A 13,320-nucleotide genomic window follows, 5' to 3' on the forward strand; every position below is an offset into this window, starting at 1 on the left:
GTCCGGCGCACATGGATCTGCTGCACGACGCCCGGTGGCGTTGCCTCGGAGTCGATTCCGGGACGGTGGTCCATCCCGACGAACTCCCACAGGACGGTCGTTGGTTACCGGTCCGCATACCCGGCACGGCCGCGGGCGCGATCCGGGATGCCGACGGCGCCGCGGCGGCCCGGGCGTCGTCACCCGACAGCAGCGACTGGTGGTTCGTCACCGACGTCGAGGTGTCCGGCCACGGACCGTGGTACCTGACCTTCGACGGGCTCGCGACCCTCGCGGACGTCTGGGTCGACGGTACGCTCGTCGCCACATCGGAATCGATGTTCGTGCCGTTCACCGTCGTTCTCGACCACCTGTCGTCGACGACGCGGATCGCCATCCGGTGCGCCTCGCTCGACGCCGCACTCCGTGAGCGCAGGCCGCGCGGACGCTGGCGTTCGTCGCTCGTATCGGCCCAGGGACTGCGGTGGTTCCGCACCACGATGCTCGGGCGTGCCCCGGTCTACGGCGGAGCCCCGGCACCGGTCGGTCCGTGGCGTCCCGTGCGTCTCGTCGGCTCCGGCGAACCGGTCGTGCTGGAATGTGCGATACGGACGGCTCTGCACGGATCCGAGGGGATCGCCGATATCGATCTCGTCCTGGCCGGCGCCGTCGTCTCCGAGGCGGTCGTCGACATCGAAGGCGCGACGGCGCACGCACGGCCCGACTACGGATCCGACGGTACGGCACACGTGCGGATGCAGGTGACGCTCCCCGAGGTGAGACGGTGGTGGCCGCACACCTACGGCGACCCGAACCTGTATGCGGCGCATGTTCTTCTGAACGGGCATCGGATCGAACTGGGCCGCATCGGTTTCCGCTCGGTGGAGCAGGTTCCCGGCGATGGCTTCGGCCTGCGGGTCAACGACGTCGACGTCTTCTGCCGCGGGCTGGTGTGGACACCGACCGACCCCATCGCGCTGAACGACCCGGCCGGCACCCGACGCATCCTCGAACGCTGTGTGTCCGCAGGCGTGGACACGATCCGTATCCCGGGCACCCTGGTCTACGAGGACGACGAGTTCTACTCGGCGTGTGCGGAACTGGGCATCATGGTGTGGCAGGACGTCATGCTCGCCACGACAGACCCGCCCGACGACCCGCACGTCCGCTCGCTGCTCGAGGGCGAGGTGCGCGCACTGTCGCGCCGGTGTGCGGGGAATCCGGCTCTCGTCGTGCTGTGCGGGGGGAGCGAGACCGAACAGCAACCGGCCATGCTGGGTCTGACCGGCGTGCCGATTGCGGCACTCGACGACTGGTTGCCCGAGATCGTCGACCGTGAGTGGCCGGGTGCGGTGTGGGTGTCCTCGTCGCCGTCCGCGCCCCCGGGCAGCGACACGCTTCCGATCGCGGTCGGTTCGGGTGTGGCGCACTACTTCGGTGTCGGGGGATACCGCCGTCCGATCGGTGACGTACGTGTCGCCGGCGTCCGCTTCGCCGCCGAATGCCTCGCGTTCTCGATTCCGCCGTCCGACACCGCGATCGAAGCCGAGTTCGGCAGCGTGAATGTTGCCGGTCACCATCCGCGGTGGAAGGCGGCTGTGCCACGCGACAACGGCGCCCCCTGGGACTTCGAGGACGTGCGAGACCATTATGTGCGCACGATCTTCGGGGTCGACCCCTCCGAGGTGCGGTGGGCCGATCCCGCCCGGTATCTCGCGCTCGGGCGGGCGGCGATGTGCGAGGCGTACACCGAGGTGCTGCAGTACTGGCGACGAGCCGGATCGGGATGTCGCGGCGCCCTGATCCTGTCCGCCCGCGACCTGCAACCGGGTGCCGGATGGGGTGTGCTCGACGCCGACGGGAACCCGAAGGCACCGTGGTGGGTGCTGGCCCGGGTGTTCGCGCCCGTCACCGTGCTTCTCACCGACGACGGCCTCGACGGTCTGCGTGTGGACGCGATCAACGACACCGCCGACGTCCTCGACGTCACGCTGCAGGTGCAGGCCCACACCCCGTCGGGTGCCGTGCCGGTGGACGTGTCGCTGCCGTTGTGTCTCGATCCGCACGAAACCCGGGTGTTCTCGTGGGCTGCGCTGACAGGCGGCTTCACCGATGTCAATTTTGCGTATCGATTCGGGCCGCGCACATTCGAGACTGCCACCGCACGGCTGGTGGATCACGCCGGTGCGGTGTTGTCGGAGTCCGTGCATCTCGTGGGTGGTCCGGCACGGGCCGTCGAGCGTGGAACCGGGCTGGACGCGACCGCTCGACCGGTCCCGGACGGCTGGAGCGTGCAGGTGCGAACCGAGGCCGCCGCGCACTACGTTCATCTTGATGTCACCGGTGGTGACCTGCAGGATTCGTGGTTCCACCTGCCTCCCGGAGGTTCTCGTACGATCGCCGTGCGGGCCTGGGATCCGGACTCGGCCCTGAGTGGCCGGGTGGGGGCGTTGAACTCGGCCACGAGCGCACCGATCCGTGTACTTCCCGCCTCGGACGGTCACGAGGTCCGCAGGTAGCTCCCGAGGGCCTCCGACGGACCGGTGCGAGGTACGCCGAAAGCGACAGGTGCATATCGGGCATGGACGGGGTATATGTATCTCCCAAGGGGTCGCTCACCCGATTTGCACCTTCTGTACGGTGCCGGTGGCCACCTCTCCCCGCCTTCCGAGAGGAGATCGACATGGCGATCCGCTCCACATCGCAGATGGGTGCCTCGCACACCGCTTCGTCCACTCGCCGTCCTGCCCGGGTCGAGCAGGACGGACCGTCCTTCACCGAGGTCATCCACTCGCAGCTGTTCTCGAACTATCAGGTGCCTCGCGGTGAGGTGCAGCGCAGCGCCTGACCCCACACCCCTCCGGCGCGAGATCGTGCCTGCCGGGGTGCCCGCGCGGCGTTCAGGACGCCTCCGCGTGCGGCACACTGTCGGCATGAGTGAAACCACGAGTCAGAGCACCCGCATCGTTCTCGCCTCGCGTCCGGAGGGGGCACCCACCGCCGACAACTTTCGCTTCGAGACGGTGGATCTGCCCGAGGTCGACGACGGTCAGATCCTCCTGCGCGTCGTCTACCTGTCCCTCGACCCGTACATGCGCGGCCGCATGAGCACCGCGAAGTCGTATGCCGCGCACGTCGAACTCGGGGACGTGATGGTCGCCGGAACGGTGGGCCAGGTCGTCGAATCGCGGTACGACGGACTCGAGCCGGGCGACTACGTCCTCGCAGGTGCCGGCTGGCAGTCGCACGCCGTCCTCGACGGTTCCGCGGTACGCAAACTCGATCCGCGGGCCGCACCGATATCCACTGCCGTGGGTGTGCTCGGAATGCCCGGTTTCACAGCCTATTCCGGACTTCTGAAGATCGGGCAGCCGAAGGAGGGCGAGACCGTCGTCGTCGCTGCCGCCACCGGGCCGGTGGGATCTGCCGTGGGGCAGATCGCGAAGCTGAAAGGGGCGCGCGCGGTCGGTATCGCAGGTGGGCAGGAGAAGTGCCGCGCGCTGATCGAGGAGTTCGGTTTCGACGCGGCGATCGACCACCGCGACCCGAACTTCGCCGACACGCTGGCCGAGGCGGTTCCCGACGGCATCGACGTCTACTTCGAGAATGTGGGCGGACCGGTGCAGGAGGCGGTGTGGCCGTTGCTCAACACCTACGCGCGAATTCCGGTGTGCGGTCTGGTCGCGCAGTACAACGGTGCAGATCTGAACCGCAAGGACCGTCTTCCGGGACTGTTCAACTCGATTCTCACCAAGAGCCTCACGATCCGCGGGTTCATCCAGAGCGAATTCGTCAAGGAGATGTACGGCGATTTCCTGCGTGAGGTCTCGGCGTGGGTCCGAGACGGGAAGCTCGAGTACCGCGAGGACATCGTCGACGGACTCGAGAACGCCCCGGAGGCGTTCATCGGCATGCTCGAAGGGAAGAACTTCGGGAAGATGCTCGTGCGGGTCGCGCCGGAGTGACGGACACCGTACGGTGCTCGCGACGGAGGATCGCGTCGCGAGCACCGTGCGGGGAACGTCGGGCGCTACGGTCGAATACCGTCACTCGCCGTCAGGCGATGCGCTCGAATACAGCGGCGAGCCCCTGGCCACCGCCGATGCACATCGTCTCGAGTCCGTAGCGACCCTCACGGCGGTCGAGTTCGCGCAGCAGTGTGGCGAGGATGCGTCCGCCGGTCGCGCCCACCGGGTGTCCGAGCGAGATGCCGGAGCCGTTGGGATTCAGGCGCGGGTCGTCGGCCTCGATGCCCCACGAGCGGGTGACCGCCAAGGCCTGTGCGGCGAACGCCTCGTTGAGTTCGATGACGTCCATGTCGGCGAGCGTGAGTCCGAGCCGGCCGAGGGCTTTCTCGGTGGCGGGCACCGGGCCGATACCCATGGTGCGCGGCGGCACACCGGCCACCGCCCAGCTCGCGAGGCGGGCCAGTGGACGCAGACCCAGCGCGGCGGCCTTCTCGGCGGTGGTGACGATCGCGAGAGCGGCACCGTCGTTCTGGCCGCTGGCGTTGCCCGCGGTGACGGTCGACTCGGGATCGACCTTGCCGCGGATCGGGCGCAGTTTGGCGAGGGACTCCATCGAGGTGTCGGCGCGGGGGTGTTCGTCGGTGTCGACGACCAGCGGATCGCCCTTGCGCTGCGGCACCGTGACGGGCACGATCTCCTGCGCGAACACGCCGTTCTTCTGCGCGGCGACGGCGCGCTGGTGCGACTGCACGGCAAGCGCGTCCTGGTCCTCACGACTGATGGAGAACTCGGCGCGCAGGTGCTCGGCGGTCTCGATCATGCCGCCGGGCACCGGGAAGTCGCGGCCACCGGCGGTGACGCGAGCGCGGGCGAGGCGATCGGACAGTGCGACGGCTTCGCCCTTGACGCCCCAGCGCATGCCGGTCGCGTAGAACTCGGCCTGGCTCATGGACTCGGCGCCGCCGGCGAGGATCAGGTCGCTGCCGCCGGTGTGGACCTGCATGACGGCCTGCAGGACCGCCTGCAGACCCGAGCCGCAGCGGCGGTCGACCTGCAGGCCCGGAACGTCCACGCCGAGACCGGCGTTGAGGGCGGCGACGCGGCCGAGGGCCGGGGCTTCACCGTTCGGGGAGGCCTGGCCGAGGAGGACGTCGTCGATGTCGGAGCCGGTGATGCCGGTGCGGGTGACGAGTTCGCGGATGAGGGTGGCTGCAAGATCCTCGGGGGCGATGTCCTTCAGAACACCACCGAACCGGCCCACCGGGGTGCGCAGGGGTTCGCAGATCACTACGTCGGTCATGATGTACCTCGATCGGGGTTGTTCACTGGTGGGTCTGGGTGCGGGCGAGATCCGTGGAGATCGCCTCGGCGGTGGCGAGCAGCGCCGGGACGAGTTCGCCGTGCACGATCTCCATCCGGTAGCGGGCGGCGTGGGTCGACAGGTTCACCGACGCCACAACGGTTCCCGACGCGTCGCGGATCGGTGCGGCAAGTGATCGCAGGCCTTCTTCGAGTTCCTGGTCGACCACGCAGTATCCGTTGCGACGTACCGTGGCGATCTCGGCGCGCAGCTCCTCGGCGGTGGTGACGGTGTTGCCGGTGATGGGTGCGAGATCGGCGCGGGCGAGATAGGCCTCGAACTCGTCGTCGGTCAGGCCGGCGAGCAGCACTCGTCCCATGGAGGTCGCGTAGGCGGGGAAGCGGGTGCCGAGCGTGATGGTGACGGTCATGATGCGGCTGACAGGGACTCGCGCGACGTAGACGACGTCGTCTCCGTCGAGCACCGACACCGAGGTCGATTCCTTGACCTTCTCGGCGAGCGATTCGAGATGCGGCCGCGCAACCTCCGGAAGCGTCAGCGCGGACAGATAGCTGTATCCGAGTTCGAGCACCCGTGGGGTGAGCCAGAACTGGGAACCGTCGGTGTGGACGTAGCCGAGTTCGATGAGCGTCAACAGGAATCGGCGGGCGGTGGCGCGGGTGAGGCCGGTCGCGCGGGCGACGTCCGAGAGCGACTGCCGCTGGGTATGCGCACCGAAGGCTTTGATGACCGACAGGCCACGGGCCAGCGACTGCACGTAATCGGTTGACGCTCCCGGGTTCTCGCGAGCGACCTCGGGAGTGGTGACGTCGGGAGTGCTCACGACCCCGTGCCTCCCTCGGTGTCGGCGAGTGCCTGCTTGCCGAGCGCGAACGCGCGGTTGCTGTTGGGGACTCCCGCGTAGACCGCGGTGTGCAGGAACACCTCGACGAGGTCGTCGGGATCGATCCCCGCGCGGAGGGCGGCGCGGATGTGCATGTCGAGTTCGTGCTCGTTGCCGACCGCGGTGAGGATCGCGAGGGTGAGCAGGCGGCGGGTGCGGTGGTCGAGGCCCGGACGTGCCCAGATGTCGCCCCATGCCGTGCGGGTGATGAAATCCTGGAAGGGCCGGGTGAATTCGGTGGTCGACTCGATGGACCGGTCGACGTGGGCGTCACCGAGGACGGAACGGCGCACCCGCAGTCCCTCCTCGAACACCGCGGTGCGGTGCGCGGCGGATGGAGTGGCGCACGAGATGTGTTCGCGGATGAGCTTTGTGATCCGTCCCGCCTGCTCCACGTTGGCGAGGTGCGCGCCGGGGGAGACGACGTGGAAGGCGGAGTCGGCGATTCCGTCGGCCAGCTGTTGCATCGTCGACGGCGGGGTGGCGGGATCCTGCTCGCCGGCGATCACCAGGGTGGGCGCGACGATCCGCGCGAGGTCGGGACGGCCGTCCCAGGTCGCCAGCGCCTCGCAGCATGCGGCGTAGCCCTCGTCGGTGGTGCCCTTCACCATCTCGACGTGGCGGGTGACCAGATCCGGATCGTGCTCGGCCAGTTCGGGAGTGAACCATCGCGAGACGATGGAGTCGGCGATCGAGGCAAGGCCGTCGTTGCGGACGGACGCGGCCCGGTCGTACCAGGGCTGGGCGGGCTGGAAGGCCGGCGAGGTGCACAGCAGCGTCAGTGTGCGCACGCGTTCGGGGTGATGCGCGGCGAGCCACTGTCCGACGGCACCGCCGAGCGACAGGCCGACGTAGTGCACGGCGTCGAGTCCGAGCGAGTCGAGCAGGGCGACGACGTCGCCGGCGAGCTCCTCGATCGTGTAGGGGCCGGACGGCGCGGGGGAGGGGCCGTGTCCGCGATGGTCGGCCGCGACGACGTTCCAGTCGGGCGACAGGGAGTGGATCTGCGGTGCCCACATCGACAGGTCCGAACCCAGCGAACCGAGGAACAGGACGGTCGGCTTCGTGGGGTCGCCGTACTGTTCGTAGTTGAGCATGACGGTCATCGGGTACCTCCTGTGGTTCGGTTCGTGGTGTCGTGGCGGGTGAGAACGCGATCGACGATGTCGGCGGCATGACCGAGATAGCGTGTGGGGTCGAGAAGTTCGCGCACGTTCTGCGGATCGAGATGTGTTGTGACGACGGGGTCCTCGTCGAGCCGCCTGCCGGCGACCGCCGCATCGGTGACGATCGAGCGTGCGTCGTCGGTGTGTTCGGCGAGTGCGGCAGTGACCTTCTCGGCGAGGATCGCTCCGCCGGTGAGCGCGAGATTGCGGTCGAGCGCGTCGGTGTGGACGTGCAGCCCGTTCAGGCTCACCGAGAGTTGGTGCGCGGCACCGCCGGTGAGGCGCAGGATGTCGCCGAGCGTCTCCCATTCGGCGTGCCAGGCGCCGGCGGCGCGCTGGAACTCGTGGTCGGTCGACGACAGGATCGTCGAGACGAGACCGGGTACGCGCCGGGCGGCGGCACGCGCGGTGACGGCCGCGACGGGATTGCGCTTGTGCGGCATGGCCGACGACCCGCCGGGCGCATCCTCGCTCACCTCGCCGAACTCGGTGCTCGCCATGAGCACGACATCGGTGGCGGGCTTCGCGACCGTACCCGCGGCGACGCCGAGTGCGCCCGCAAGGGTGGTGATCGGAGTACGTGCGGTGTGCCACGGGGCGACGGGACGTGCGAGTCCGAGCAGGTCGGCGACGGTGTCGGCGAACGCGAAGCCGTCGGGATGGACGGCGGCGAGCGTGCCTGCGGCCCCGCCGTACTGCGCGGGCAGGACGGACAGGGCGCGGCCGAGTTCGGTGACGGCGTCGTCCAGGGACAGGAGCCAGCCGGCCGCGAGAGCACCGAAGGTGGTGGGCAGCGCCTGCTGGCCGAGGGTGCGCGCGACCATCGGCGTCTCACGGTGCGTGGCGGCCAGACGGGCTGCGCCGTCGGCCGCGGAGCGCAGATTCGCCACGACGATGGCGCCCGCGCGGTGGGCGAGCAGCATCAGCGCGGTGTCGAGGACGTCCTGGCTGGTCGCGCCGACGTGCACGGCCCGCGCGGGAGCATCGGCTCGCTCCCGCAGCAACGAAACCAGGGGGATGACGGCATTGCCGCCCGCCGCGGATCGTCGTCCGAGGTCGGCGGGATCGAGATCACCGGCGAGCGACGCGGCCGCTGTCGCGACGGCGTCGGCGTCGGCGTCCTCGATGCGGCCGAGTGCAGCTGCCGCACGGGTCAGCGCGACCTCCACGTCGAGTAGGGCGCCGATCCACGCGCGGTCCGACAGGGCGGCACCGAGTTCGTCCGCGCCGAAGACGGGGTCGAACAGCGGGCCCCGGTAGCCGGCGCCGGGGGATGAGGAAGACACGGACCTCCGATCCGAAATGTTCGCGATGTGGACGGATGGACGCTATGCGAACAGGTTAGTGCCGCCGTTGTGCACCCGCAACGATCCTACGCGTATGTGTTCGCATTGCGGACGGTAGTTCACATGACGTACACATGAGGGTATCGTGGCACACATGGACAAAGTCGTTGCCTCCGCCGCCGAGGCCGTAGCCGACATCCCCGACGGCGTCACGATCGCTGTCGGAGGGTTCGGCCTGGTCGGCATCCCCGAGATACTCATCGATGCAGTGCTCGAACAGGGCGCCACCGACCTCGAGACCGTCAGCAACAACTGCGGTACCGACGGCTTCGGGCTCGGTCTGCTGCTCGAGAAGGGGCGCATCCGCCGCACCATCTCGTCGTACGTCGGCTCCAACAAGGAGTTCGCGCGCCAGTACCTCGCCGGCGAACTCGAAGTCGAGCTCACCCCGCAGGGCACGCTCGCCGAACGCCTGCGCGCCGGTGGCGCGGGCATCCCCGCCTTCTTCACGCCCGCCGGGGTCGGCACGGCCGTCGAGGAAGGCGGACTGCCGCTGCGCTACGACGGGCACGGCGGTATCGCCCTCGCGTCGAAGCCGAAGGAGACCCGCGAGTTCGACGGCGAGACCTACGTGCTCGAACGCGGCATCGTCGCCGACTACGCGCTCGTGCACGCCTGGAAGGGCGACCGCCACGGCAACCTCGTCTACCGCGCGAGCGCCCGCAACTTCAACCCGCCGGCCGCCGCCTCGGGCCGCATCACGATCGCGCAGGTCGAGCACCTCGTCGAACCCGGCGAACTCGACCCCAACGAAATCCACACGCCCGGCATCCACGTGCAGCGTGTCGTACACGTCGGCCCCGTCGAGGTCGGCATCGAGAACCGGACGGTGCGCTCATGACACAGGCAACGAAGAAGGGGCTGACCCGCGAGGAGATGGCGGCACGCGTCGCCGAGGAACTCGAGGACGGCCAGTACGTCAACCTCGGAATCGGCATGCCCACCCTGGTGCCGAACTACCTCGAGCCCGGCGTCGAGGTCATCCTGCACTCGGAGAACGGTGTACTCGGCGTCGGCCCGTACCCGACCGAGGACGAACTCGATCCCGAGCTCATCAATGCCGGTAAAGAGACGATCACCGCGATCCCCGGTGCGTCGTACTTCGACTCGGCACAGTCGTTCGGCATGATCCGTGGCGGCCGGATCGACGTCGCGGTCCTGGGCGCGATGCAGGTCTCCGCCAAGGGCGACATCGCCAACTGGATGGTGCCCGGCGCGATGGTCAAGGGCATGGGCGGCGCGATGGACCTCGTCCACGGCGCCGAGCGCGTCATCGTGATGATGGATCACGTCACCAAGAAGGGCGACCCGAAGATCCTCGAGGAGTGCGTTCTGCCGCTCACCGGTCGTGGGTGCGTGCAGCGCATCATCACCGACCTCGCGGTCATCGACGTCACCGAGGAGGGACTGAAGCTCGTCGAGACGGCGCCCGGTGTGAGCACCGACGACGTCGTCGCTGCGACCGCGGCGAAGCTCATCGTCTGATCGGACATCGTCCGACCGGACAACGACGGCGGGGCCGGGCGCGAGGAGATCGTGCGACCGGCCCCGTCTCGCTTCTCAGTCGTAGTCGTCACTGTCGGCCGTGAGGTCGGGGCTGTCCGGGTCCGGCTCCTCCCCGCCCACCTCCGGGATCAATTCGTAGCGGTGCCCGAAGGACTCGACGAGCGCCTGCAGGATCGCGACCACCGGCACGGACACCAGAGCGCCCACCGGGCCGAACAGGGTGGCACCGACGATCACCGAACCGAATGCCACCGCCGGGTGGATCGATACGGTGCGGGCCGTGATGCGTGGGTGCAGCACGTAGTTCTCGACCTGCTGGTAGATCGTGCCGAAGGCGATCACCCACACGCCGTCGAGCGGTTGCTGCACCGCGGCGATGAGCGCGGGGAGACCGATTGCGAGATAGGTACCGATGGTCGGGATGAACTGCGAGACCACCCCGGTCCAGATCGCGAGCGGAAGCCAGTACGGAACGCCGATGATCAGGAAGAAGATTCCCGTGAAGATCGACGAGGCGGCGGCGAGGATCAGCCGGGAGACGACGTAACCGCCGGCCTTCTCCACCGAGGTCTCCCACACGTTCGCGATCAACTGCTGTTGCCGGGCGGGGAACCAGCTCGCGATCGTCCGCCGCATCTGCGGCCCCTCCGCAGACATGTAGAAGACGAACAACAGCAGCGTCAGGATCTGGAACAGGGCACCGACCAGGGTGCTGAGGACGCCGAGCACACCGGGCGTGAACCGTTGCGCCAGATCACGGAGCGTGTCGGGCGTGATCTTGAGCAGCTCGTCCCCGGTCTTGAAATTCGTGTCGAAAGTGCGGTTCGCCCAATCGGTGAGGCGTGTGAGCGCATCCGGAAGTGTGGTGAGCAACTGGGCGATCTGGTCGAACAGGAGCGTGCCGAACACCGCGAAGAACCCGATGGTGAGTGCGATCAGGGAGAACAACACCAGGCCGGTGCCGGCACCGCGACGCATCCCGAACCGTTCGAGCCGATCGACGATCGGTTCGATGGTGATGCTGAACAACCATGCCAGGAACAACAGGCCGAGGAAGCCTTTCAGATTGTGGAACAGCCAGCCCGACATCTGATAGAAGGCGACGGCCAGCAGCACACCGACGATCGTGGGCCGGAGCCAACGGGGAGTCCGTGGTCGATCGGCGACGGTCGCGCGCTTGGCCATCCCACCCTCCCGCTCTGCAGAGACTCTGCCGCGAAATCTACTCGGTGAGCGCGGCCGGGGGGAGCCGTACCGAGACCGAGGAGCATCCACAAAAGAACCGGCCCGGACTCGTGTGAGTCCGGGCCGGTCGGTGGTAGCGGGGACAGGATTCGAACCTGCGACCTCTGGGTTATGAGCCCAGCGAGCTACCGAGCTGCTCCACCCCGCGTTGCATGTCCAACCATACACGACTTCCGAGGGCGCGTTGACCACCCCTCGTCCGTAGAACGTCCCCGTGCTTGCCGATCTCGATCAGCGGGACCTGCAGAGTGTGACGCGTCACAGACTCATAGGTTCGGTCGGTAATCGGGCAGCCGTGGTACGGCTGCCCGAAACCGGTCTGTACGAACATTTTCGAGAGAGGGGCGGCATGGCTGTTGTGTCGAGGAGGTCGCCGATCCGCTTGTGGGGAGCGGCGATCGGAGCCTGTGCAGTCCTGCTCACCGCGTGCGGTTCGACTCCCACCGAGAACTCCGGGGTCGCCGATCCTGCCGTGCCGCTGCACTATGCCACCGTCTTCGGAGTCTCGTCGTTCGATCCGCACAAGACGCGGATCACCAGCGACGCCACCATGCTCAACATGGTCTACGACCGCCTCGTCCACCGTGACGCAGCCGGGCAGCCGGTGCCCGGACTCGCCGAAGCGTGGGAGATCGACGAGAGGTCGTTGACCCTCCACCTGCGGGAGGGGTTGACCTTCTCCGGTGGCGCCGTCCTCGACGCCGACGCCGTCGTCGCCAATCTCCGACGTGCGCTCGAGCCGGACTCGATCACGGCGCCGATGCTGGCGGGTGTGAGTGGGGTCGCCGCATCGGACGACCGCACGGTCGTGGTGAGCTTCGACGGTCCGGGTGCTCAGTACGTGCTGGCGCTGTCGGATCTTGCCGGAATGATCGTCGATCCCGGAGCCTTCGGAAACCCGGACAAGGACGCACGACTCGCGCTCACGCCCGCAGGTGCGGGACGGTACGTCCTTGCGGCGTCCCGACCGGGCGCCGAGTACGAGTTCACCGCCAGGGCGGACTACTGGGACCCGGAGGCGATCGGCACCGACACCTTCGTCTGGACGGTGATGACCGATCCGCAAGCGCGTCTCAGCGCGGTGTCGGCCGGAGACATCGACGTCGCCATCACCACACCCCTGATGATCGACGCCGCCGAACAGCAGGGCCTTCGAGTGGAGACCGCACTTCGGCTCGACCACATGGCGCTGAATTTCAACCGGACCCGCAGCGAGTTCGGCAAGCTCGAGGTACGCAAGGCCATCGCACACGCAATCGACCGTCAGGCCATCGCGGACACGGCGATGGAGGGCCACGCCGAAGCGGCGACGCAGAACTTCCCGAAGGACTACTTCGCGTACGACCCGGATCTCGCCGACGACTACCGATACGATCCCGAGAAGGCGCGGCAGCTGCTGGCCGATGCGGGGCTGCCGAACGGATTCTCGTTCACTGCGATCCTGCTGAATCTCCCCGAGAACGTGCAGGTGGCGCAGATCGTGCAGCAGCAACTCGCACAGGTCGGCATCGACATGAAGCTCGAGCCGCTGCCCCCGTCGGATGCATCGCCGACCTTCTACCGGGGGGACGCCGATGCCTTTCTCACCACCTTCACCGGCCGTTCCGATCCGGCGCTGCTGCTGTCCGCGCTCTTCGGGGAGAATTCACCGCAGAACCCTTCCCGCACCACTGCACCGGGCTTCCGGGAGGCGCTGGACGCCGCCAACCGTGAGACCGACCTGCAGGTTCGGGGGGACAGGCTCGGAGAGGTCTCGAAGACCGTCTCGGACAACGTCCTTGCTGTGCCCTTGGTCTTCTTCGAACTCGGATCGACGCTCACCGATCGGGTCGTCGGATACGAAACGAACCTGTTGATCGACGAATGGCGTGGCGTCGGCATCGCCGCGTCCTGACCGTCGACCGCT

11 protein-coding genes and 1 tRNA gene are annotated in these 13,320 nt (G+C 68.2%); 6 read left to right on the top strand and 6 right to left on the bottom strand.

Going from position 1 to position 13,320, the window contains the following annotated elements; all coding sequences use genetic code 11:
* Window positions 1–11: 11 nt before the first annotated feature.
* From A8G18_RS01560 to A8G18_RS01565, 3 genes are all read left to right on the top strand, one after another.
* Window positions 12–2,498: a glycoside hydrolase family 2 protein gene (locus tag A8G18_RS01560; protein ID WP_064062523.1), complete on the top strand. Its 2,487-nt coding sequence runs from the start codon at window positions 12–14 to the stop codon at window positions 2,496–2,498.
* A 164-nt stretch (window positions 2,499–2,662) separates the two neighbouring features.
* Window positions 2,663–2,827, top strand: a complete 165-nt coding sequence (locus A8G18_RS22950) for a hypothetical protein (RefSeq protein ID WP_165369179.1) — start codon at window positions 2,663–2,665, stop codon at window positions 2,825–2,827.
* A gap of 85 nt (window positions 2,828–2,912) precedes the next feature.
* The gene (locus A8G18_RS01565; protein ID WP_064062467.1) at window positions 2,913–3,944 is read left to right on the top strand and encodes an NADP-dependent oxidoreductase; all 1,032 of its coding nucleotides are present in this window, start codon (window positions 2,913–2,915) and stop codon (window positions 3,942–3,944) included.
* Between the two features lie 91 nt (window positions 3,945–4,035).
* On the opposite strand, the gene A8G18_RS01570 is transcribed toward A8G18_RS01565, so the two are convergent.
* From A8G18_RS01570 to pcaB, 4 genes are read right to left on the bottom strand one after another with little or no spacing between them, the layout of a single operon-like run.
* Window positions 4,036–5,247: an acetyl-CoA C-acetyltransferase gene (locus tag A8G18_RS01570; protein WP_064062468.1), complete on the bottom strand. Its 1,212-nt coding sequence runs from the start codon at window positions 5,245–5,247 to the stop codon at window positions 4,036–4,038.
* A 22-nt stretch (window positions 5,248–5,269) separates the two neighbouring features.
* A complete protein-coding gene (locus A8G18_RS01575) occupies window positions 5,270–6,091 on the bottom strand; it encodes an IclR family transcriptional regulator domain-containing protein (protein ID WP_064062469.1) in 822 nt (273 codons plus the stop codon).
* On the bottom strand, window positions 6,088–7,257 hold the full coding sequence (gene pcaDC, locus A8G18_RS01580; protein ID WP_064062470.1) for a bifunctional 3-oxoadipate enol-lactonase/4-carboxymuconolactone decarboxylase PcaDC: 1,170 nt from the start codon (window positions 7,255–7,257) through the stop codon (window positions 6,088–6,090). The genes A8G18_RS01575 and pcaDC overlap by 4 nt, the downstream gene beginning before the upstream one ends.
* Window positions 7,254–8,603 (bottom strand): 3-carboxy-cis,cis-muconate cycloisomerase, encoded by a 1,350-nt coding sequence (pcaB, locus tag A8G18_RS01585; protein ID WP_064062471.1) that lies wholly within the window; start codon window positions 8,601–8,603, stop codon window positions 7,254–7,256. The genes pcaDC and pcaB overlap by 4 nt, the downstream gene beginning before the upstream one ends.
* Before the next feature lie 154 nt (window positions 8,604–8,757).
* On the opposite strand from pcaB, the gene A8G18_RS01590 reads away from it, so the two are divergent.
* Together A8G18_RS01590 and A8G18_RS01595 are read left to right on the top strand one after the other, a co-directional pair.
* The gene (locus tag A8G18_RS01590; RefSeq protein ID WP_016931567.1) at window positions 8,758–9,504 is read left to right on the top strand and encodes a CoA transferase subunit A; all 747 of its coding nucleotides are present in this window, start codon (window positions 8,758–8,760) and stop codon (window positions 9,502–9,504) included.
* Complete coding sequence (locus A8G18_RS01595; protein WP_016931568.1) at window positions 9,501–10,148, top strand: CoA transferase subunit B; 648 nt, start codon at window positions 9,501–9,503, stop codon at window positions 10,146–10,148. The genes A8G18_RS01590 and A8G18_RS01595 overlap by 4 nt, the downstream gene beginning before the upstream one ends.
* A gap of 75 nt (window positions 10,149–10,223) precedes the next feature.
* On the opposite strand, the gene A8G18_RS01600 is transcribed toward A8G18_RS01595, so the two are convergent.
* A complete protein-coding gene (locus A8G18_RS01600) occupies window positions 10,224–11,354 on the bottom strand; it encodes an AI-2E family transporter (protein ID WP_064062472.1) in 1,131 nt (376 codons plus the stop codon).
* A 131-nt stretch (window positions 11,355–11,485) separates the two neighbouring features.
* Window positions 11,486–11,562: transfer RNA gene (locus A8G18_RS01605), tRNA-Met, on the bottom strand.
* Window positions 11,563–11,763: 201 nt separating this feature from the next.
* Here A8G18_RS01605 and A8G18_RS01610 point away from each other — a divergent pair.
* Window positions 11,764–13,308 carry an ABC transporter substrate-binding protein gene (locus tag A8G18_RS01610; RefSeq protein WP_064062473.1) on the top strand — a complete coding sequence of 515 codons (1,545 nt, stop codon included), beginning with the start codon at window positions 11,764–11,766 and terminating at the stop codon, window positions 13,306–13,308.
* Window positions 13,309–13,320 lie beyond the last annotated feature (12 nt).

Origin of the sequence: Rhodococcus gordoniae (assembly GCF_001646655.1) — a bacterium.
GTDB lineage: Bacteria > Actinomycetota > Actinomycetes > Mycobacteriales > Mycobacteriaceae > Rhodococcus > Rhodococcus gordoniae.